The organism is Amycolatopsis sp. NPDC003731 (assembly GCF_053586895.1).
In genome coordinates, this window is the sequence record NZ_JBSFNC010000007.1 from 1 (window position 1) to 17797 (window position 17797).

The following is a 17797-nucleotide window of genomic DNA, read 5'->3' on the forward strand; positions in this document are numbered from 1 at the left end:
GCGCCGCCGATGAGTTCCTGGAGCTTGTGGGCGTACACGGGGTCGGGCTTTTCGGGCTTGGCTTCGAACTGCAGCAGCTTCGTGTGACGGAACACATCGTCTCCCTTCTGAGCCCGCGGAGTTCCCCCGATCGGCCGCGCCAACCGGCGAATCGCGGGGTTTGACGGGTTCCGGACGGGTTATTCGAACGGGTGATCGTCGTGGAGGAGGTGGTCGCCAGTGCTCGCTCGGCACAATGCCGTGTGGCTGGTACCCCGGTACGGCGCACCGGCGAAAGCTTCGGTCGTCGGCGTGCTCGACCGCGCGACGTACCCGCAGCTGCGCGACCGGCTGCTCGAGTTCGCCGCGGACGCCGAGGACGGCGTGCTGATCGACGTCGAGCGCCTGGACCTGCGCGACCGGACGTTGATCAGGGTGTTCGCCCTGGTGGCGCTGCGCGTCGGCGAATGGCCGGCGATCCCGTTCGCCCTGGTGACGGGCCGCCCGGAACAGCGGGCCGCGCTCGCCGGCTGCGGCGTGCCGGTGTACCCGGACGCCGCCACCGCGGAGGCGGCACTGATCAGCCCGGCCCGGCGCCGGGCCGGCCGGCTGCTCGACCGCTCGCCGCGCACGTCGGCGCGCGCTCGCGGGTTCGTCCGCGGGGTCTGCGCGGAGTGGATGGTGCCGGAGCTGGCCGAGGACGCCGAGCTGATCGCGACCGAGCTGGTCGAGAACACGTTGCGCCACACCGATTCGGCGCCCCGGCTGCGGCTCGAGCTGCGCCGGCGGACGCTGTCGGTGGAAGTCTCGGACGAGAGCCGGCGGCCGGCGGTGCTGCGGGAAGGGCTGGACCTGGCGGCCGCGGGGCTGGGCCTGCGGATGATCACCAAGGTCGCGAAGCGGTGGGGGAGCAGCCGGTCGCGTTCCGGCGGGAAGACGGTGTGGGCGCTGCTGGCCCGCTGAAGCCGGAACGGCCGCTGCCGGGGGCGAACACCCCCGGCAGCGGCCGTCACCCGAGACGCGTCAGGAGCCCGGGCCGGAGTAGATCTCCGCGGCCGGCGGCTCGGAGACGGTGGTCGGCTTGTTCCAGTCGCTGAACTCCATGGCGCCGTTCTTCGGGTCCGACATGCGCAGCAGGTAGTGCGGTGCCGTCGCCGCGACCGTGGCCGTCCCGTCCGAGCTGGTGAAGGTCAGCGCCGGCGCGCCGGCGAGCGTCGTCTGCTCGCCCGGCTTGAACGTCGTCTTCTCCAGCTCGCCCAGCGTGCCCTGGGTGAACGACTTGTAGTCGAGGAACGTCTTGAACGCCGCGCCGATGCCCTGGCCGATCTTGGCCGTCGAGGACACCCACTTGCCGGTGAGCTGCTTGGCCGCCGCGGCGGGGGCACCGGCCTGCTTCACCAGGGACTCGGTGAACTTGAAGTAGTACTTGTCGCCGATCCGCAGCACCGGGATCTCGAGACCGTCCTTCACGACCGTGCCGCTCGCGCTGTCCGGGTTGAGCTGCAGGTCCAGGTTGAGCGCGCTGCCTTCCTGGGTCATCGTGCCCTTGACGTGCACGGCGGACGCCTGCTTGGCGGCGTCGGAGATCGCCGTGCCCACTTCGGCGGCGTCGAGGGCCGGGGCCGCCGGAGCCGAGGAGGCCGGGGACGTCGTCGCGGCGGCCGCGGCCGGGACGGGCGTGTCCTGGGCGCCGGAGCAGCCGGCGAGGGCAAGGGATCCGGCCGCGACGAGCGCGACCAGGCGGAGGCGAGACATGCGGAGTCCGTTCGTGAAGGCCGGGGCGTCCCCGGACACGAACGGGCTATCGTCCGAACGGGTGTTCCGTTACCGCCGGTGTGACGGAGGTCATCGGGCCGTGCCGCGGGGCCGGAAGTCGCGCTCGGTCTCGACCTCGCCCTCCGGCGTGTGGACGAAGTGCCCGACCCGGCGCTTCCGCGCGATCTGCCGCCCCGCCAGCACCGCGTCGACGCGGCGGGGGGAGGTGTTGGACGCCCGGCGGCCGCCTTCGACGCGGTTCTTCCACAGCCCGTCTTCGTAGTAGGTGTGTACGTCACCCTCCGCCACGACGCCGCCTCCCATCGTGAGACCTGGAAGGTGGCGGATGCCCGGGGACGTAGCGGACAAACGTCAACCGGCGGTCAAGCCAGTCCGAGTACGCCGATGGCGTTGTCCTTGAGGATCAGCGGACGCACCTCGTCCTTGATCTCCAGTTCGGCGAAGTCGGCGAGCCAGCGGTCCGGGGTGATCACCGGGAAGTCCGAACCGAACAGGACTTTCCGCTTCAGCAACGTGTTCGCCGCGCGCACCAGTTGCGGCGGGAAGTACTTCGGCGACCAGCCCGACAGGTCGATGAACACGTTCGCCTTGTGCGTCGCGACCGAGATCGCTTCGTCCTGCCACGGCACCGACGGGTGCGCCAGGATCACCGTGAGGTCCGGGAAGTCGGCGGCGACGTCGTCGAGCAGCATCGGGTTCGAGTAGCGCAGCTTGATGCCGTGCCCGCCCGGCAGGCCGGCGCCGATGCCGGTCTGCCCGGTGTGGAACAGCGCCGGGACGCCCAGCTCCGCGATCGCTTCGTAGAGCGGGTAGTACCGGACGTCGTTGGGCTCGAACGCCTGCAGGCTCGGGTGGAACTTGAACCCGCGCACGCCGTGCTCGCCCACCAGCCGCCGCGCGCGCAGCACGGCCGCCTTGCCGGCGTGCGGGTCGACCGAGCCGAACGGGATGAGCACGTCGGCGTGCTCGGCCGCGGCGTCGGCGATCTCCTCGCTCGACAGCGCCGGGTGCCCGGTCGCCGCGGGCGCGTCGACGGTGAACACGACGGCGGCCATGTTCCGGGCGCGGTAGTGCTCGGCGATCGAGGCCACCGTCGGTGTGCGGTCCTGGCCGGCGCGGAAGTACTTCTCGGACGCGTCGAGCAGTTCCTGGTCGAGGGCGAAACAGCCGTGACCGTCCTGCTCGACGTGGGTGTGGACGTCGATGGCGGTCAGGGAGGAAAGATCCACGAAGAGCTCCAGGTCAGGGCAGGTCGGGCTGCGCGGCCTTGGCGGCCAGCAGGCGGTCGAGGACGGCGTCGCGGGCGGCGACTAGCCGGTCGTGGTCGGTGCCGGCCAGTTCCGCGTCGACGCCTGCGACGAGGGTTTCGGCGAGTTCCGGGGTCAGGTGGACGCGGCCGAGGTCGCGCCACCACTCTTCGGTGGGCGGGCCGAGGTGGCGCAGGACGTGCGCGAGCCCGCCCGCGCCGCCGGAGAGGTGCTGGTTGACGAACGGGCCGAGCACGGCCCAGCGCAGGCCGGGCCCGTAGGCGATGGCGGCGTCGATGTCGGCGACGGTCGCGACCCCGCGTTCGACGAGGGAGTACGCCTCCTGCCACAGCGCGGCCTGCAGCCGGTTCGCGACGTGGCCGGGCACCTCCCGGGCGAGCCGGATCGGCCGCTTCCCGACCGAGGTGTAGAACGCCATGGCCCGGTCGACGACCTCGGGCGCGGTCTCGCGGCCCGGTACCACCTCGACGAGCGGGATCAGGTGCGGCGGGTTGAACGGGTGCCCGACGACCACGCGCTCGGGGTGCTTCGGGCAGCCCCGCGCGATGACGCTGGGCAGCAGCCCGGACGAGCTGCTCGCCAGGATCACGTCCGGCCGCGCGGCTTCGTCGAGGACCGCGAACACCGCGTGCTTGACGTCCTCGCGCTCCGGCCCGTTCTCCTGGACGAAATCGGCTTCCGCCGCGGCGGCGCCGGCGTCGCCGACGAACCGGAGCCGGTCCGTCGGCGTGCCCTCGAGCGCACTCCGCAGCCGCTCCTCGGCGCCGGGCGCCGGATCGCTGGCGACGACGTCGAAACCGTGGTCCAGGAAGAGGGCGGCCCAGCTCGCGCCGATCACGCCGGTGCCGACGACCGCGACGGTGCTCATGCCGGCGCCCCGAAGTGGTCCAGCGCGGTCGGATCGGCCAGCACGTCCCGGCCGACGACCTCGTCGATCGCGGCGCCGAGCAGGAGTTTCTTCACCGGCAGCTCCAGTTTCTTCCCGGTGCGGTTGCGGGGGATCGACGGCACGGCGGTGATCGCGTCCGGCACGTGCCGCGGGGAGAGCGCGCTGCGCAACGCCGAGGTGATCCGGCCGCGCAGGGCGTCGTCGAGTTCGGCGCCGGACCGCAGCGCCACGAACAGCCGGAGGTCGCCGTTGCCGCCCGCGGGATCTTCCAGGTGCACGACCAGGGAGTCGTCGATCTCCGGGAGTTCCTCCACGACGGCGTAGAACTCGGCGGTGCCCAGCCGGACGCCGCCGCGGTTGAGGGTGGCGTCCGAGCGGCCGGCGATGACACAGCTGCCCTCGGGGGTGAACCGGATCCAGTCGCCGTGCCGCCAGATCCCGGGGTAGGTCGAGAAGTACGTCTCGCGGTAGCGCTCGCCGGAGTCGTCACCCCAGAACCCGACCGGCATCGACGGCATCGGCGCGGTGATCACCAGCTCGCCCAGTTCCCCGACCACCGCGGCGCCGTGCTCGTCGAACGCCTGCGCGTCGACCCCGAGGCAGGGGCCGGAGATCTCGCCCGCGCGGACCGGCTGCAGCGGGCTGCCCTGGACGATCCCGCTGCAGACGTCGGTGCCGCCGCTGCCGACGTTGAGCAGGACGCCCGGGAACTTCTCGTGCACCCAGTGGAAGCCTTCGGCGGGCAGCGGGCTGCCGGCCGCGCCGAGCTGCCGCAGCGCGGACAGGTCGTGCTCGGCGGCCGGGTCGAGGCCCGCTTTCCGGCACGCCATCAGGAATCCCGGGCTCGCGCCCATCAGCGTCGCCCGGGTTTCCGCCGCCAGCCGCCACTGCCAGGCCAGGTCCGGGTGCAGCGGATTGCCGTCGACCAGCACGATCGACGCACCGGTGAGCAGCCCCGACACCAGCGCGTTCCACATCATCCAGGCGGTGGTGGAGAACCACAGGATCCGGTCGCCCGGGCGCAGGTCCCAGCTGAGGCCGTGGTTCTTGAGGTGCTCCAGGAGGATGCCGCCGTGGCCGTGCACGATCGCCTTCGGCTTGCCGGTGGTGCCGGAGGAGAACAGCACGCACAGCGGGTGCGCGAAGCCGACCGGCTCGAATCCGGGGGAACTTCCGGTCAGCAGGTCGGCCCAGGCGAGCGTGCCGGGCAGGTCGTGCTCGCCGTAGGGCACGTGCACGACGTGCTCGGCGGTCGGCAGGCCCGCGCGGATTTCGGCGACCTCGGCGCGGCGGTCGACATCCTTGGCGCCGTAGCGGTAGCCGGACACCGTCAGCAGCACCCGCGGCTCGATCTGGCCGAACCGGTCGACCACCGACCGGGCGCCGAACTCGGGCGCGCAGGAGGCCCAGACCGCGCCCAGGCTCGCGACGGCGAGGTAGGCGACCACGGCTTCCGGGATGTTCGGCAGGTACGCGGCGACGCGGTCGCCGCGGCCCACCCCGAGCCGGGCCAGCCCCGCGCGGGCGCGCGCGACCTGGTCGCGCAGCTGGTCCCAGGAGAGCTCGGTGCGGTCCCGCGTCTGCGAGTAGGCGATGATCGCGGCCGCGTCGCCGGGCCCGTGGCCGAGGGCGTGCTCGGCGTAGTTCAGGGTCGCGCCGGGGAACCACTCCGTGCCGGGCATGGTCCGGTCGGGCACCACCGCGGTGGCCGGCGAGGGGAAGCGGACGCCGAAGAAGTCCTTGATCGAGGACCAGAAGCCGTCGAGGTCGGTCACCGACCACCGGTGCAGGGCCGCGTAGTCGTCGAAGAAGTGCCCGCGGGCCTCCAGCCAGCGCAGGTACCGGCCGATCTCGGTGGTCTCGCGGACGTCGGGGGCGACCGGGCGCAGGATCATCGGCCCACCTTCCCGGCGCGCTTGTCGAGGAACGCCTGCATGCGCTCCTTCGCCTCGGCGCTGCCACCGGCGATCGCGGCCATCAGCGCCTCCATCAGGTAGCCCTCGGCCGGGTTCGCCTCGGCGATGCGGGGGAGGGCCTGCAGCACGGCGAAGTTCGTGATCGGCGAGTTGTCCGCGATCTTGCGGGCCAAGCCGAGCGCGTGCTCCAGGCCGTTTTCGACGCGGTAGTGCGACAACCCGGCGGCGTGGCCTTCGTCGGCGTCGAGCACGCGGCCGGTGAGCATCATGTCGGCCATCCGGTGCGCCCCGATCAGCCGCGGCACCCGCACCGACGCCCCGCCGCCGACGAACAGCCCGCGTTGCCCTTCCGGCAGCGCGTAGAACGCCGAGGGCTCGGCGACGCGGATGTGCGCGGCGGCCGCCAGTTCCAGCCCGCCACCGACGACCGCGCCCTTGAGCACGGCGATCACCGGGACCCGCCCGCGTTCGAGCCGCTCGAAGGCGCGGTGCCACATCATCGAATGCTCCAGGCCCTCGAACGCGTCCCGCTCGGTGAGCTCGGACAGGTCCAGCCCGGCGGAGAAGTGGTCGCCGACGGCGTCGAGCACGACCGCCTTGATCCCCGGCGGCGGGGAACCGAAGAACGTCTCGAGGCCGAGCACCGTCGTGTCGTCGAGGGCGTTGCGCTTCTCGGGACGGGCCAGCCACAGCACGGCGATGTCGTCTCGCAGTTCCAGGCGCAGCGACGGGGGCAGGAGGGGGGCGGTCATGCGGTTCCGTTCGTGAAGGTTTCGGCGGCCAGCGTGCGCAGTTCGACGCGGCGGATCTTGCCGGTGGCGTTGCGGGGGAGCGTGTCGGTGAACTGCACGTGCTTGGGGACCTTGTAGCGCGCCAGGTGCTGTTCGAGGTGGGCGCGGAACCGCGGCTCGTCCAGCTCGGCGCCGGGCCGGAGCACGACGAAGGCCGCGCCGGCCTCGCCCCAGCGCTCGTCGGGCACCCCGACCACGGCGCAGGCGTCGACCGCGTCGAGCCGGACGGCGACCGCTTCGATCTCGGCCGGGTACACGTTTTCCCCGCCGGAGATGATCATGTCCTTGACCCGGTCGACGACGTGCGCCCAGCCGTCGTCGTCGACGCGGACGACGTCCCCGGTGCGGAACCAGCCGCCCTCGACGAAGCTCGCCTTCGACTCCTCGGGCCGGTGCCAGTAGCCGCCGAAGACGTGCGGGCCGCGCACGAGCAGCTCGGCCGGGTTCCCGTCGAGCGGCTGCGGCGTGAGGTCGGGACCGAGGGCGGCCACGTCGGTGAAGAAGTGCGGCACGCCGGCGGCGACCGGGTGGTCGAGCGTGCCCTCGTGGGTGGCCATCGAGACGCCCGGCGCGGCTTCGGTCATCCCGTAGCCCTGCAGGAGTTTGACGCCGCGGTCGAGCCACGCGCGGGCGACGCGCTCGGCCACCGGCGACCCGCCGTAGAGCACGCAGGTCAGCGAGCTCAGGTCGGTGCGGTCCCAGTCCTCGTGCCGGCACATCATCTCCAGCATCGTGGGGACCGCGGAGAAACTCGTGATCCCGGCTTCGCCGATCCGGGCGAGGATGGTGCCCGGATCGAACTTGGCCACCGGCTCCACACTGCCACCTTTGAACAGCGTCGGCAGCGTGATCTGGCCGAGCCCGACGCAGTGGAACAGCGGCGCGATGCACAGCGCCTTGTCGGTGCCCAGGACGTCGAGGTGCGCGAGCTGGTTGACGGTGTTCCAGGTGAGGTTGCCGTGGGTGAGGACCGCCGCCTTCGGCCGTCCGGTGGTGCCGGAGGTGTAGAGCAGCAGGCACGGGTCTTCGAGCCGCACCTCGGTGTCCGGCGCCGGGCCGGCCTCGGCGATCTCCGCCTCGAAGTCCCCTTCGGTCGCGATGACCGCGCCGTCCGGGAGCCCGCCGGCCGCCGCCACGAGGCCGGCGGTGTCCGGGCTGTGCACGAGGACCGAGGCGCCGCTGTCGTCGAGCATGTACCGGATCTCGGCCGGGGCGAGCCGGTAGTTGAGCGGGACGAAGATCGCGCCGCAGCGGGCGGTGGCGAACAGCGTCTCGAACACCGTGATGGCGTTGACGCCGAGGTAGGCCACGCGGTCGCCCGGCCGCACGCCGCGCCGGATCAAAGCGCCGGAGAGGCGGTGCACCCTCTCGGCGAGCCCGGCGTAGGTCAGCGACCGGCCGGCCTCCACCAGCGCGGTGCGGTCCGGGTTGATCCGCGCCCGCCGCGCGGGCCAGCTGCCCAGGCCGAAATCGGGGCGGTTCACGGCTGCCTCCTTCACCACCGCAGGACCGGCTTGATCGTCGTGCCCGCGAGCATGTCGTCCACTGCCCGTTGAATCTGCCCGAACTCGTAGTGCGTGACCAGCTTTCCGAGCGGGAACCGGCCGGCGGCGACGAGCTCGGCCAGGGTCGGCACCAGTGCCCGGGTGTCCGCGTCGCCCACGGTGAGGCCGACGACGTGCCGTCCGGGGAGCAGGAAGTTGACGTCCACCGGGACCTGGGTGCCGAACGCGGGCGCGCCGACGACGACCGCCGTGCCGCGGGGAGCCAGGGTGCCGATGGCCGTTCCGAGGACGCCCGCGTTGCCGGTGGTCTCGACGACGCCGTCGACGCCGCGGCCGCCGGTCAGCTCGCCGACCGTCTCGGCGAGGTCCTCGCCGCTGGTGTCGATCGTGTCGGTGGCGCCGAGCTCGCGGGCGAGCTCCAGGCGACCGGGGACGCGGTCGACGGCGATGATCCGGGTCGCCGGCGTCAGGTGGGCGGCCATGACCGCCGAGAGGCCGACCGCGCCCGCGCCGGTGACCAGCAGCGTGGCGCCCGGGAGCGGGGCGAGGACGTTCCACACCGCGCCGGCGCCGGTCATGATGCCGCAGCCGAGCGGCGTCAGGAGGTCCAGCGGCGCGTCGGCGGCGACCTTGACGACGCTGCGCTCGTCGGCGACGGCGTGCCCGGCGAAGCTGGACTGGCCGAAGAAGTGCCCGCCTATCGGGGTGCCGTCGCGGCAGTTCGGGCAGCCGCCGCAGGAGGTGTAGCTGAGCAGGACGCGGTCGCCGGGCTGCACGCGCGTGACCGTGGCGCCGGTTTCCTCGGCGATCCCGGCACCTTCGTGGCCGAGCACGCCGGGCAGCGGGAACGGCAGCGCGCCCGCGGCGACGCCGAGGTCGGTGTGGCAGACGCCGGTGGCGACGATCCGGACCCGGACCTCGTCCGGGCGGAGGGCGTCGAGGGATTCGGGACCGTATTCGCGGCCGAAAGCGGTGACGCCCACGGTCAGTACGGGACCGAAGATCTCCTCCCGGATCACGCGGGAGCCGGCCCGAGCGGCACCGGGTGAAGGTCGAGCAGTACGTCGGGCAGGCCCGCGCCGGCGGCGGCCGGTCGGACATCGAAGGCGGGCTCTTCCAGCCGACGGTGGTCGCCGACTTCCCGCCGTGTTCCCGCCGAGTTCCAGGGTGACCGGCTTGAGGTGCGCCCCGGCCACGCTCGCCGCGTGCCGGCCGACCGCGGTGGAGCCGGTGACCACGTTGAGCACGCCCTCGGGCACGCCCGCTTCGGTGAGCAGCTCGGCCATCAGTAGTGCGCTGGGCGAGGTGTCCTCGGCCGGCTTGTGCACCACGGTGTTCCCGGCGGCCGGCGCGGGCGCGATCTTGGCGGTGGAAAGGATCAGCGGGAAGTTGAACGGCGTGATCGCGGCGACCCCGCCGAGCGGTTCGCGGCGGGGGTAGGCGTGCGAAGGGATCGGGATCTGCCGGGTCGCGCCGTCCACGCCTTGCGCGAGGGCCGAGTAGTACTCGTACTGCTCGGCGACGGTCTCGACGTCGACCGCCCGGCACAGCGAGATCGGCTTGCCGACATCGGCGCTTTCGAGAGCGGCGATTTCGTCGGCGCGGGCCCGCACCAGGTCCGCGACCCGGTGCAGCACCCGGGCCCGCTGCCGGCCCGGCGTCGCGGCCCAGCCCTCGAACGCCTGCCGGGCCGCGGCCACCGCGGTGTCGACGTCGGCGGCCGTCGCGCGGGCGAGGGTCGTGAGGGTCTTGCCGGTGGCCGGGGCCACGGCGTCGAAGCGGTCCGCGGTCTCCGCCCACCGGCCGCCGATGAACAGCCGGCCCGAGGCGACGTCCGGGCGGGTGCCCGGCCGCTCCTCCACTGCGGTCATCGTCCGGCTCCTCACTGAGTGGCCCGTATATCAGGAACCCTGAGATCGAAGTCAGGATGCGGCGCGGAGGCCGTCCCTGTCAAGGGGGCGGGTGCCGGGCCGGCCGGGACGTGATTCCTCGACGTCCGCCGGCCGAGTCCGGTGTGGACGGATGGGTATTCGGCGAGCCGGCCGCAGTCACGCGCTGATTCACCCGGATGGGTGGTTTGAGTTGCGCGCATGCGGGTCGCGTGCGGAGGTGCCGGGTTCGGCCGTTGGCGGGGTTGCGCCGTTCGGATCAAGGACTACGCTGCGAAGTGCGGTTCAGCAACAGCTTCCGTCCCCCGATTTGCCCGCGACCGATCGGGTCGGCGAGACCCGTCCGGCACGTCATCTGCGAATGAGGCGTGGAATGTTAGTCGTCCAGCCCCCAGCGACGGCGATCCCCGTAGCGCCGTCGAAGCGCGAACAGTTCGACATCCAGGTCATCCGCCCGTACTTCGGCGCGGTCATGGTCCGCATCCGCGGTGCCCTCGACGCCGACAGCGCACCCCAGGTGCGCTCGGCACTGAGCACGTGGGCGCACCGCCGGTTCCCGGTTCTGGTGCTGGACCTGTCCGAGGTCGACTTCCTCGACGGAGCGGGCCTCGCGGCCCTGGGCGGCATCCAGGCGCGGGTGGCCCGCGAGAACGCGACCCTGCGCGTCGTCACCGGCGACAACCGGGTGGTGCGCCGGGCGTTGTCGGCCAGCGGGCTCGACCACGCCCTCAACGTCAGCCGGCTGCCGTCCGGGTGGGAACGCGCGACGGAGATCCACAGCCAGAGCTGATCGGCCCGCGGGTGTCCCGCGACGACCAGGTCACCCGCACCCTGAACCTGGTGGTCAGCAACGCCCAGGGGCAGTTTCGGCGCCGCACGGGCAGACAACGCTGCCCCTCCGCGGAACTAAGGCCGGTCGAGCGGGTCGAGCTCGGCGAACGGCCGCCGCACGAGGACCTCCGGGCCCGACGTGTCCACGTCCTCCCAGGCCACGTACCGGCTGTGGCGGTGCAGCCAGCGGATCAGCGCCACCAGCGGGGCCGGCCCGCGCTGGTCGTGGCGCTGGTACCCGAACAGCCGGATGCGCGTGCGCCCGACGATCACCCCGCGCACCACCAGCTCCGGCACGCCGTCCGCGCGCGGTGTCGCCTCCGCGCGGATTTCGCGGATCGCTCCGAGGTCGCGGCCGGTCGTGTCGCGGGCCGGGCGGCCGATCAGCTCACCGGCTCGCACGGCCCGCTCCCGGGATCCGGCCGATGACGCGGCGGCGCAGCCAGTCCTCCGACGGGCTGTCCGTGGCGTGGGCGATCGCCGTCGTCACGACGATCGTCGGCTCGATGCGGCGGACGGCGTTCAGCGGGATGCGCTGGGGTGCCTGGGCGCGGAAGCCGCGGCCGATGCGGTGCAGGAGCTTGCCGATCGGGCCGCCCACGCGGTCGGCCAAGGCCTCCGGGCCGACCAGCAGCGCGTCGACCACGTACGTCCCGCCTTCGGCGCGCAGCTCGAGGTCGTCCACCTTGCCGACCACCGTGCCGTCCTCGCCGACGATCTGCCGGTCGAGCAGCGCGTCGCCGAGGTCGATGGGGCCGAGGTCGGGGTTCACTGGCCTGCTCCGGTGAAGATCATCAGCGGGATTGCCACCAGCGCCGCGACGGCGATGACGGCGAGCATGACGACGCCGACGGTGTTGCTGAAGTGGCCGTTGGCGTGCTTGCCGAGGTACTCGCGGTCGTTGGCGACGATGAGCACCGGCAGGTAGGTCAGCGGCAGCGCCACCGCCGAGAAGATCAGCGAGATCTCGGTCAGGCCGACCGGATCGAGCCCCGTCTGCACCACCAGCACCGCGACCAGCAGGCCGGCGCCGACGGTCAGGTGGAACCGGGCGGCGTTGCGCGGCGCCCGGCGCTTGCCCCAGTCCCAGCCGAAGTACTGCGCCAGCATGTACCCCGACGACAGCCCGGTCTCCAGTGCCGCGCCGAAGGTGGCCGCGAAGATGCCGATCAGCACGATCACCAGGCCCGCGGTGCCGAGCGCCAGCGTCACCGGCAGCACGATCTGGCTGAGCTGGCTGACGTCGACGCCCGCCGGGAACAGCACCGTCGCCGCGCACGCCATCACGGCGATGGCGAGCAGGCCGCCGAGGGGGAACCCGAGCAGCACGTTGGCGCGCTGGACCGGCAGGTCCTTGACCTTCCAGCCCTCTTCGACGCCGCCGGAGGAGAAGAAGAACACCTCGTACGGCGTCATCGCCGACGCGAACAGCGCGACCGCGTGGTAAGCGTAGGTCGGCAGCGCCTGGTCGGGCGGCGGGGCGAGCCCGGCGACCTGCGCGCCGAGCGACGACCAGTCCGGGTGCAGGAAGAACACCGCGACGGCGAACACGCCGATCGCCAGCCCGCCGAGGCCGAAGCCGGTTTCCATCCGCTCGAATCAGCACCGCGGCGCGAAGCGTCTCCGTTGAGGGGGGTGGCGGGGGCATGGATGGACGACCCGCCAGATCACCAGCCAGACGAGCACGCCGATCGGCAGCACCCAGACCAGCCGGTCGACCCCGGAGGCCAGTTCGATGACGAGCGCGACGCCGCCGATCTCCGCGCACACCGTCAGCAGCGTGATGAGGAACGAGCCGGCGAGGTTGAGCAGCGCCATCCGCGGGCCGAGGCGTTCGCGGATCAGGTCGAACACCGGGCGCCCCGACACCGCCACGATCCGCCCGGACATGTCGGCGTAGACGCAGATCCCGAGCACGCCCAGGGCGGTCACCCAGACCATCGCCATCCCGTAGCGGGCGCCGACGACGCCGCTTTCGACGAGGTCGCCGATGTCGACGAAACCGCCGACCGCGGTGAGGATGCCGAGGGTGACGGCGAGGAACTTCTTGCTCACGAGGTGACGCCCCAGCGGGCGAGTTCGCCGATGAGGCCCTGCAGTTCGGCGTCGATCCGGTCCAGCCCTTCGTCGGTGCCGTCGCCGAGGCCGTCGTCGAGCCGGTGGGCCACCGCGACGGCGCGGTCGGTGATCGACGCCAGTGCCGCGCGCGCCCGGTCGTCGGTCAGCTTGCCGACGTCCTGGCCCGCCGCGCCGAGTTCGTCGGCGGCGTCGCGGACGGTGACCGACAGGCTGGGCACGGGCGGCACCCGGTCGCGGTCGGCGGTCACCACGAGCCGCAGGAGTTCGAGCTGGCCGCGGATCTCCCGCCCGGCGTGCACGGTCTCGGCCTGCGGGTCGGTAGCGCAGGCCGCCGTCAGTGCCGCGATCGCGACGACGACTGTCGCGCAGAGCCGGGTTCGCCGCAGCGCAATCACGCGGAGGGGGTACCCGCTCGCGGCGTGGGCAAACGCCGGGATGCTCCACCGTGGACAGACGAGTGGTCGGACCAGGGCACGGGCGGGAATTCGGGGCCATGCCGAGCGAACTGTCGTCTCCGGCCGCGGACGGACCGGACGAAAACGACCTTTCGGCCGGCGTGGCCGGTGACGGCGCTCAGCGCGGTGGCGCAGGGCGGCCTGCTCTGGATCTTCGTGGCCTGCGTGCTGGCGTGGCAGCCGGGTCGGCGCCGTCGGGCGGCGGGCCGCGGGCTCGTGGCGGGCGCGGCCGGCATGGCGGCCGGGCACGGCGTGAAAGCCGTGGTGCGCCGCCCGCGGCCGTCGGCGCAGAACCTGCCGGCTCGCCGCGCGCTGGTCGAACAACCGAAGTCGTCGGCCTTCCCGTCCACGCACGCGACGACGGCGGCCCCGTTCACGGTCGCCGTCTCGCTGACCGCGCCCGCGACGGGAGCCGCGATCGCACCGCTGGCCGCCGCGGTGTGTTACAGCAGGCTTCGCACGCGGGCGCACTGGCCGACCGACGTGGACGGCGGCGTCGCGATCGGCGCCGTCGTGGGCGGCCTCGTGCACCGCCGGCTCAGGCGCGGAAGTACGCCCGGAAGGTGGTGCCGTCGTCGCCGGTGTGCAGGCGGACGAGGTCGGCGAGGTGGTTGACGAGCAGCAGCCCGCGTCCGCGCGGCTGGTACGGGCTCGCGGGGTGGCGCCCGGCCAGGGGATCGGTGAGCCGGCCGTGGTCGTGCACCTGGCAGACGAACTCGCCGTCGCCGCCCCAGAACCGGACGGTGCCGGAGCCGCTGCCGTGCTCGACGCTGTTCGACAGCAGTTCGGTGACGACGACCTCGACGTCGGCCACCTGGTCGTCGCTCAGCCCGCAGGCGGCCGCGCGGACGTGGGCCAGCGCGCGGGCGGCCGCGAGGTCGGTGGTGTCCGCGAGTTCGACGGCCCCGTCCGGCACGGGCAGCGGCCGGTCGTACCGGGCGATCAGTTCGAGCGGGTCGTAGGCGGGGCTGGGGCGGTGCCCGGTGCGGTCGAGCAGGACCGGGTGCGTGACCTCGGCGTCGGCGAGGACGTCCGGGGCGAGTGCGTCGGCGTCGTAGGGACAGAGGATGGTCGCGTCCCGGCCGGCGAAGGCGAGGTTGATGAGGGCTTCGTGCTGGGCGCAGGCGGGGTATTCGACGGCGGAGCGCGCCGCCCAGATCGGTTCGCCGATGATCCGCACCGGCCGGCCGGGGTGGCGGTCGGCGAAGGCGCGCAGCACGCCGGGGATGATCCGCCCGGGGTTGCGCCCGGCCTCGGTCATGTCCAGCAGCAGGACGCGCCCGGCATCGGCGCCGAGTTCGCGGGTGAGCAGCGCGAGGTTGTCCCCGGGGACGGCGACCGCCACCGGCTCGCCTGCCTCGAGGCCGCCCCGGACGAACGGCACGGTGCCGGCCAGGTATTCGGCCGGCCCGCGGTAGAACAACGCGGGGTGCCCGAACGTGCCGGTGCCCGTCTCCGCGGTTGCGCTCAAGCCGCCTCTCCTTCCGCCGGGACGTCACCAGTATGCGTGAAACCCTCACCGGGTCGGGCGAACCCCGGTCACCGGGCGGCCGCTCGCGCCGGCAGGAGCCGGCTGCCGCTCACGTCGTCTCCGCTTCGAAGGTCGCGCCGAGCTCGGCGAACTGTTTCGCGGCGGCCGCCAGCAGGGCGGCGTCGCCGTCGCGGCGGGCTCGGGCGCGGGCCAGGGCCGCTGCCGTCCAGCGGTTGCGGGCCGCGTGGTGCTCGGCGCGGGCGAGGTGGTGTGGCGCGTCCGGGGTGTCGAGGAGCACGGCCAGTTCCGCGGCCACGCCGGCCGCGTAGCCGTTGAAGCGGCCGGGAGTGAATTCGGCGCCGGCTTCGGCGAGTCGTTCCGCCCGGCCGGTGCCCGTGTGCAGGGCGACCCTGGCGCGGACGAACGCGTCCAGCGGGGCCAGGTTGGCCGAATCCGCCGGCGTGGCGACGCCCGCGACGTCCGCCGCGCGGGTGCGCCAGCGGGCCATCGACGGCTCGTCGCCGGACAGGCCGGCCGCCAGCGCCGCCGCGAGCAGCGGAACACCCAGGGTCGCGTTGCGCGGGAGCCGGGTGCGCCACAGCTCTTCGGCGGCCTCGCTCGCTTCGGCGAACCGGCCGGTCAGGGCGAGGGTGGTGACCAGGCCGCTGGTGCCCCAGTACGGGTGGCCGGCCAGCGCCGGGTCGCCGGCCGCGCGCCTGCTCGAGGCCAGCGCGTCGGACAGCGCGCCGGTGGCGACGGCGTAGGTGATCGCGGCCCGGAACGCGTCCAGGACCTCGACCGCGGCGTGCGGGTCGGTGCGGTCCAGTGCCGTGACGAGGGCGAGGCGTTCCTGGGTCGTGCGGTACGCCTGATCCGGACGGCCGGCCAGTGCCTGTGCGGTGCACCGGGCGTCCAGGGCCGCGCTGAGCAGCAGCGGGTCGCCGGCCGCCGCCGCCACGGCCCGCTCGGCCGCCTCGGGGTCGACCGACTGCGGGCCGCTCCCGGACCGCCAGGCGCGCGCCACGGCGACGTCGGCCGCCGGTGCTCCGGCCGCGCCGGCGAGCATCCGGTCCAGTTCGGCGTCGGGGACGGGGTCGGTGACGAAGCCGGCACCGCGGAACCGCTCGGCCAGGACGACGGCACCGGCCAGGCAGGCGGCCCGCGTGCCGGGATCGCCCTCGGCACGCTCGGCGGCGACGAGCAGCAGGTCGAAGTGGTCACGCGCGTGGGTGAGCAGGTGGGTGCAGCTGCCGGCCCGCGCCAGGTGGGCGGCCGCGGCCGCGGGGGAGGGGGCCCGGTCCGCGGCCGCGCGCCAGTGGGCCACCGCTTCGGCGAGGAAGCCGCGCGCGTAGGCCAGGCGGGCGAGATCCGCAGCCAGGTCGTGGTCCGGGGTCGCGTGAACGCCCGCGAGGCCGCCGGGCCTGTGGTGGCCAGGCTGGTGGTGGCCGGGCTGGTGCGGGGTTGCGAGGTGGCTGGGCTGGTGGTGGCTCGGCTGGTGCGGGGTTGCGAGGTGGCCAGGCTGGTGGTGGCCGGGCTGGTGCGGGGTTGCGAGGTGGCCAGGCTGGTGGTGGCCGGGCTGGTCCACGCTCGCGAGGCCGCCGGGCGTCGATATGCCCTCCGCGACGCAGGCGCGCAGGTCGTCGGCTATCCGGTCGAACTCGTCGCGCCAGTCGCCGCCGAGGCGGGCGACCAGTTCTCGGGCTCGGCGGGCAGCCCAGGCGTGGTAGCGAACCTCGACCTCCGGCGCCTCCTCCGAAGCCGCCAGCCGTTCGCGGGCGAAGCGGGCGACTCCGTCGAAGAGCGTCCAGGCGCTCGCCTCCCCATGAGCCGTGACCAACGACTTGTCCACCAACCGCCCGAGCAGGTCGGACACCGCGCCGACCGACAGCTCCGGCGACAGGGCCGCCGCGTCGTCCAGTGCGAAGGCGTTGCGGAACCGTGAAATCCGGGCCAGGACCGTGCGTTCCTCCGCACTCAGCAGCCGGTGGCTCCACTCGAGCACCGACCGCAGCGACCGGTGCCGCTCCGGGCCGCGGCCGGTCGCCAGCACGCGCAGCGGGTCGTCGGCCAGGCCCGTGCGCAAGGCGTCGACACCCAGCGACGCCACGCGGGCGGCGGCCAGCTCGATGTTCAGCGGTGAGCCGCCCAGCTCGCGGCAGAGCGCGGCGATCGCGGCCGGATCGGCGTCGAACGCGGGATCGACCGCCTTCGCCCGCTCGGTGAAGAGCTCCGCCGCGGCGGGCAGCGGGCCGAGCTGCAGCACCGTCTCGCCGGGCACGCCCAGGCGTTCCCGGCTGGTCGTGAGCACGCTCAACCTCGGGTTCGCCGACGTCAAGGCCGTGATCACCTCGGCGACGTCGTCGGCCACGTGCTCGCAGTTGTCCAGCACCAGCAGGGCCCGGCCGGCCAGCCGCGCGGCGACCGCGTCGGCCAGCGGCTGTTGCGGGTGGGGGAGCACGCCGAGCCCGGCCGCGACCGACTCGAGCACCGAACCCGGCCGGCTGGGGACGAGGTTGACGAACGTCGCCCCGTCCGGGAACTGCGGTGACGCCGCTTCGGTCGCGGCCACCGCCAGCCGGGTCTTGCCCATGCCGCCCGGGCCGAGCACCGTCGTCACCCGGCTTTCGGCCACCAGGCGCACCACGGCGTCGCGCTCGGCCACCCGGCCGACGAAGCTCGTCGGCGGCCGCGGCGTTCCCACGACCAGGCCCACCGGGCCGGCCGGCCCGGGAGCCCGTGCGGCCAGTTCCCGGCGGTCACGGGCGTCCAGCTTCCGCAGGAGCGCCGACACGTGGCTCTCGACGGTCCGCACCGACACGTAGAGCCGGTCGGCGATCTCCGCGTTGGTCAGCCGGTCCGCGACGGCCAGCAGGACCTCGCGCTCGCGCGGCGAGATCGTCGGCGCGGTGGGCATGGCCCCGAGTATGCCGCACCGTCGTGGAGCTCCG

Annotated in this window: 17 protein-coding genes and 1 pseudogene; 3 read left to right on the forward strand and 15 right to left on the reverse strand. The window is 73.7% G+C overall.

All coding sequences use genetic code 11. The features are described from left to right. Nucleotides 1-95: manganese catalase family protein (locus tag ACWDN5_RS04655; protein WP_364528568.1), on the reverse strand; the 95-nt coding region annotated here is incomplete at its 3' end. A gap of 124 nt (nucleotides 96-219) precedes the next feature. On the opposite strand from ACWDN5_RS04655, the gene ACWDN5_RS04660 reads away from it, so the two are divergent. Further along, on the forward strand, nucleotides 220-942 hold the full coding sequence (locus ACWDN5_RS04660; RefSeq protein ID WP_310975248.1) for an ATP-binding protein: 723 nt from the start codon (nucleotides 220-222) through the stop codon (nucleotides 940-942). Between the two features lie 60 nt (nucleotides 943-1002). Here the strand turns inward: ACWDN5_RS04660 and ACWDN5_RS04665 are convergent, their stop codons facing one another. The 8 genes from ACWDN5_RS04665 to ACWDN5_RS04700 all read right to left on the reverse strand — a co-directional run bounded on the left by ACWDN5_RS04665 (nucleotide 1003) and on the right by ACWDN5_RS04700 (nucleotide 9995). Further along, nucleotides 1003-1734, reverse strand: a complete 732-nt coding sequence (locus tag ACWDN5_RS04665; RefSeq protein ID WP_449674483.1) for a hypothetical protein — start codon at nucleotides 1732-1734, stop codon at nucleotides 1003-1005. 90 nt (nucleotides 1735-1824) lie between these two features. Next, entirely contained in the window at nucleotides 1825-2043 is a 219-nt protein-coding gene (locus ACWDN5_RS04670; RefSeq protein ID WP_310975751.1) for a DUF2188 domain-containing protein, read from the reverse strand. A 74-nt stretch (nucleotides 2044-2117) separates the two neighbouring features. Next, nucleotides 2118-2984, reverse strand: coding sequence for a 4-hydroxyphenyl-beta-ketoacyl-CoA hydrolase (couO, locus tag ACWDN5_RS04675; protein ID WP_449674485.1), 867 nt, complete (start codon nucleotides 2982-2984; stop codon nucleotides 2118-2120). A 13-nt stretch (nucleotides 2985-2997) separates the two neighbouring features. Further along, a complete protein-coding gene (locus ACWDN5_RS04680) occupies nucleotides 2998-3891 on the reverse strand; it encodes a 3-hydroxyacyl-CoA dehydrogenase NAD-binding domain-containing protein (RefSeq protein ID WP_449674486.1) in 894 nt (297 codons plus the stop codon). Further along, a complete protein-coding gene (locus tag ACWDN5_RS04685) occupies nucleotides 3888-5807 on the reverse strand; it encodes an acetoacetate--CoA ligase (protein ID WP_449674488.1) in 1920 nt (639 codons plus the stop codon). Before ACWDN5_RS04685 ends, ACWDN5_RS04680 begins: the two co-directional genes overlap by 4 nt. Further along, nucleotides 5804-6580 (reverse strand): crotonase/enoyl-CoA hydratase family protein, encoded by a 777-nt coding sequence (locus tag ACWDN5_RS04690; RefSeq protein WP_449674490.1) that lies wholly within the window; start codon nucleotides 6578-6580, stop codon nucleotides 5804-5806. The genes ACWDN5_RS04685 and ACWDN5_RS04690 overlap by 4 nt, the downstream gene beginning before the upstream one ends. Next, nucleotides 6577-8103 (reverse strand): acyl-CoA synthetase, encoded by a 1527-nt coding sequence (locus ACWDN5_RS04695; RefSeq protein WP_449674492.1) that lies wholly within the window; start codon nucleotides 8101-8103, stop codon nucleotides 6577-6579. The genes ACWDN5_RS04690 and ACWDN5_RS04695 overlap by 4 nt, the downstream gene beginning before the upstream one ends. A gap of 11 nt (nucleotides 8104-8114) precedes the next feature. Beyond that, entirely contained in the window at nucleotides 8115-9995 is a 1881-nt protein-coding gene (locus ACWDN5_RS04700; RefSeq protein ID WP_449674494.1) for an aldehyde dehydrogenase family protein, read from the reverse strand. 391 nt (nucleotides 9996-10386) lie between these two features. Here ACWDN5_RS04700 and ACWDN5_RS04705 point away from each other — a divergent pair, with 391 nt between their 5' ends. Further along, the gene (locus ACWDN5_RS04705; RefSeq protein WP_310975262.1) at nucleotides 10387-10803 is read left to right on the forward strand and encodes an STAS domain-containing protein; all 417 of its coding nucleotides are present in this window, start codon (nucleotides 10387-10389) and stop codon (nucleotides 10801-10803) included. Nucleotides 10804-10919: 116 nt separating this feature from the next. Here ACWDN5_RS04705 and ACWDN5_RS04710 read toward each other — a convergent pair whose 3' ends face one another. The 4 genes and pseudogenes from ACWDN5_RS04710 to ACWDN5_RS04725 all read right to left on the reverse strand — a co-directional run bounded on the left by ACWDN5_RS04710 (nucleotide 10920) and on the right by ACWDN5_RS04725 (nucleotide 13318). Next, the gene (locus ACWDN5_RS04710) at nucleotides 10920-11246 is read right to left on the reverse strand and encodes a hypothetical protein (protein WP_449674496.1); all 327 of its coding nucleotides are present in this window, start codon (nucleotides 11244-11246) and stop codon (nucleotides 10920-10922) included. Further along, on the reverse strand, nucleotides 11233-11616 hold the full coding sequence (locus ACWDN5_RS04715; protein ID WP_310975265.1) for a PRC-barrel domain-containing protein: 384 nt from the start codon (nucleotides 11614-11616) through the stop codon (nucleotides 11233-11235). Before ACWDN5_RS04715 ends, ACWDN5_RS04710 begins: the two co-directional genes overlap by 14 nt. After that, nucleotides 11613-12899, reverse strand: a pseudogene (locus ACWDN5_RS04720) (NRAMP family divalent metal transporter). The gene ACWDN5_RS04715 and the pseudogene ACWDN5_RS04720 overlap by 4 nt, the downstream one beginning before the upstream one ends. Then, nucleotides 12896-13318, reverse strand: a complete 423-nt coding sequence (locus ACWDN5_RS04725; protein ID WP_310975268.1) for a hypothetical protein — start codon at nucleotides 13316-13318, stop codon at nucleotides 12896-12898. Before ACWDN5_RS04725 ends, ACWDN5_RS04720 begins: the two are co-directional and overlap by 4 nt. Before the next feature lie 168 nt (nucleotides 13319-13486). Here ACWDN5_RS04725 and ACWDN5_RS04730 point away from each other — a divergent pair, with 168 nt between their 5' ends. Further along, on the forward strand, nucleotides 13487-13993 hold the full coding sequence (locus ACWDN5_RS04730; RefSeq protein WP_449674499.1) for a phosphatase PAP2 family protein: 507 nt from the start codon (nucleotides 13487-13489) through the stop codon (nucleotides 13991-13993). Here ACWDN5_RS04730 and ACWDN5_RS04735 read toward each other — a convergent pair. Further along, nucleotides 13917-14849: an anti-sigma factor RsbA family regulatory protein gene (locus ACWDN5_RS04735; RefSeq protein ID WP_449674501.1), complete on the reverse strand. Its 933-nt coding sequence runs from the start codon at nucleotides 14847-14849 to the stop codon at nucleotides 13917-13919. The genes ACWDN5_RS04730 and ACWDN5_RS04735 overlap by 77 nt on opposite strands. A gap of 109 nt (nucleotides 14850-14958) precedes the next feature. Next, on the reverse strand, nucleotides 14959-17763 hold the full coding sequence (locus tag ACWDN5_RS04740) for an ATP-binding protein (RefSeq protein WP_449674503.1): 2805 nt from the start codon (nucleotides 17761-17763) through the stop codon (nucleotides 14959-14961). Between the last annotated feature and the right edge of the window lie 34 nt (nucleotides 17764-17797).

Excerpts from the sequence above, each read along its gene's own strand:
- ACWDN5_RS04665 (WP_449674483.1), bottom strand. The coding sequence starts at position 1,734 with ATGTCTCGCCTCCGCCTGGTCGCGCTCGTCGCGGCCGGATCCCTTGCC.
- ACWDN5_RS04680 (WP_449674486.1), bottom strand. The coding sequence starts at position 3,891 with ATGAGCACCGTCGCGGTCGTCGGCACCGGCGTGATCGGCGCGAGCTGG.
- ACWDN5_RS04685 (WP_449674488.1), bottom strand. The coding sequence starts at position 5,807 with ATGATCCTGCGCCCGGTCGCCCCCGACGTCCGCGAGACCACCGAGATC.
- ACWDN5_RS04690 (WP_449674490.1), bottom strand. The coding sequence starts at position 6,580 with ATGACCGCCCCCCTCCTGCCCCCGTCGCTGCGCCTGGAACTGCGAGAC.
- ACWDN5_RS04700 (WP_449674494.1), bottom strand. The coding sequence starts at position 9,995 with ATGACCGCAGTGGAGGAGCGGCCGGGCACCCGCCCGGACGTCGCCTCG.
- ACWDN5_RS04705 (WP_310975262.1), top strand. The coding sequence starts at position 10,387 with ATGTTAGTCGTCCAGCCCCCAGCGACGGCGATCCCCGTAGCGCCGTCG.
- ACWDN5_RS04740 (WP_449674503.1), bottom strand. The coding sequence starts at position 17,763 with ATGCCCACCGCGCCGACGATCTCGCCGCGCGAGCGCGAGGTCCTGCTG.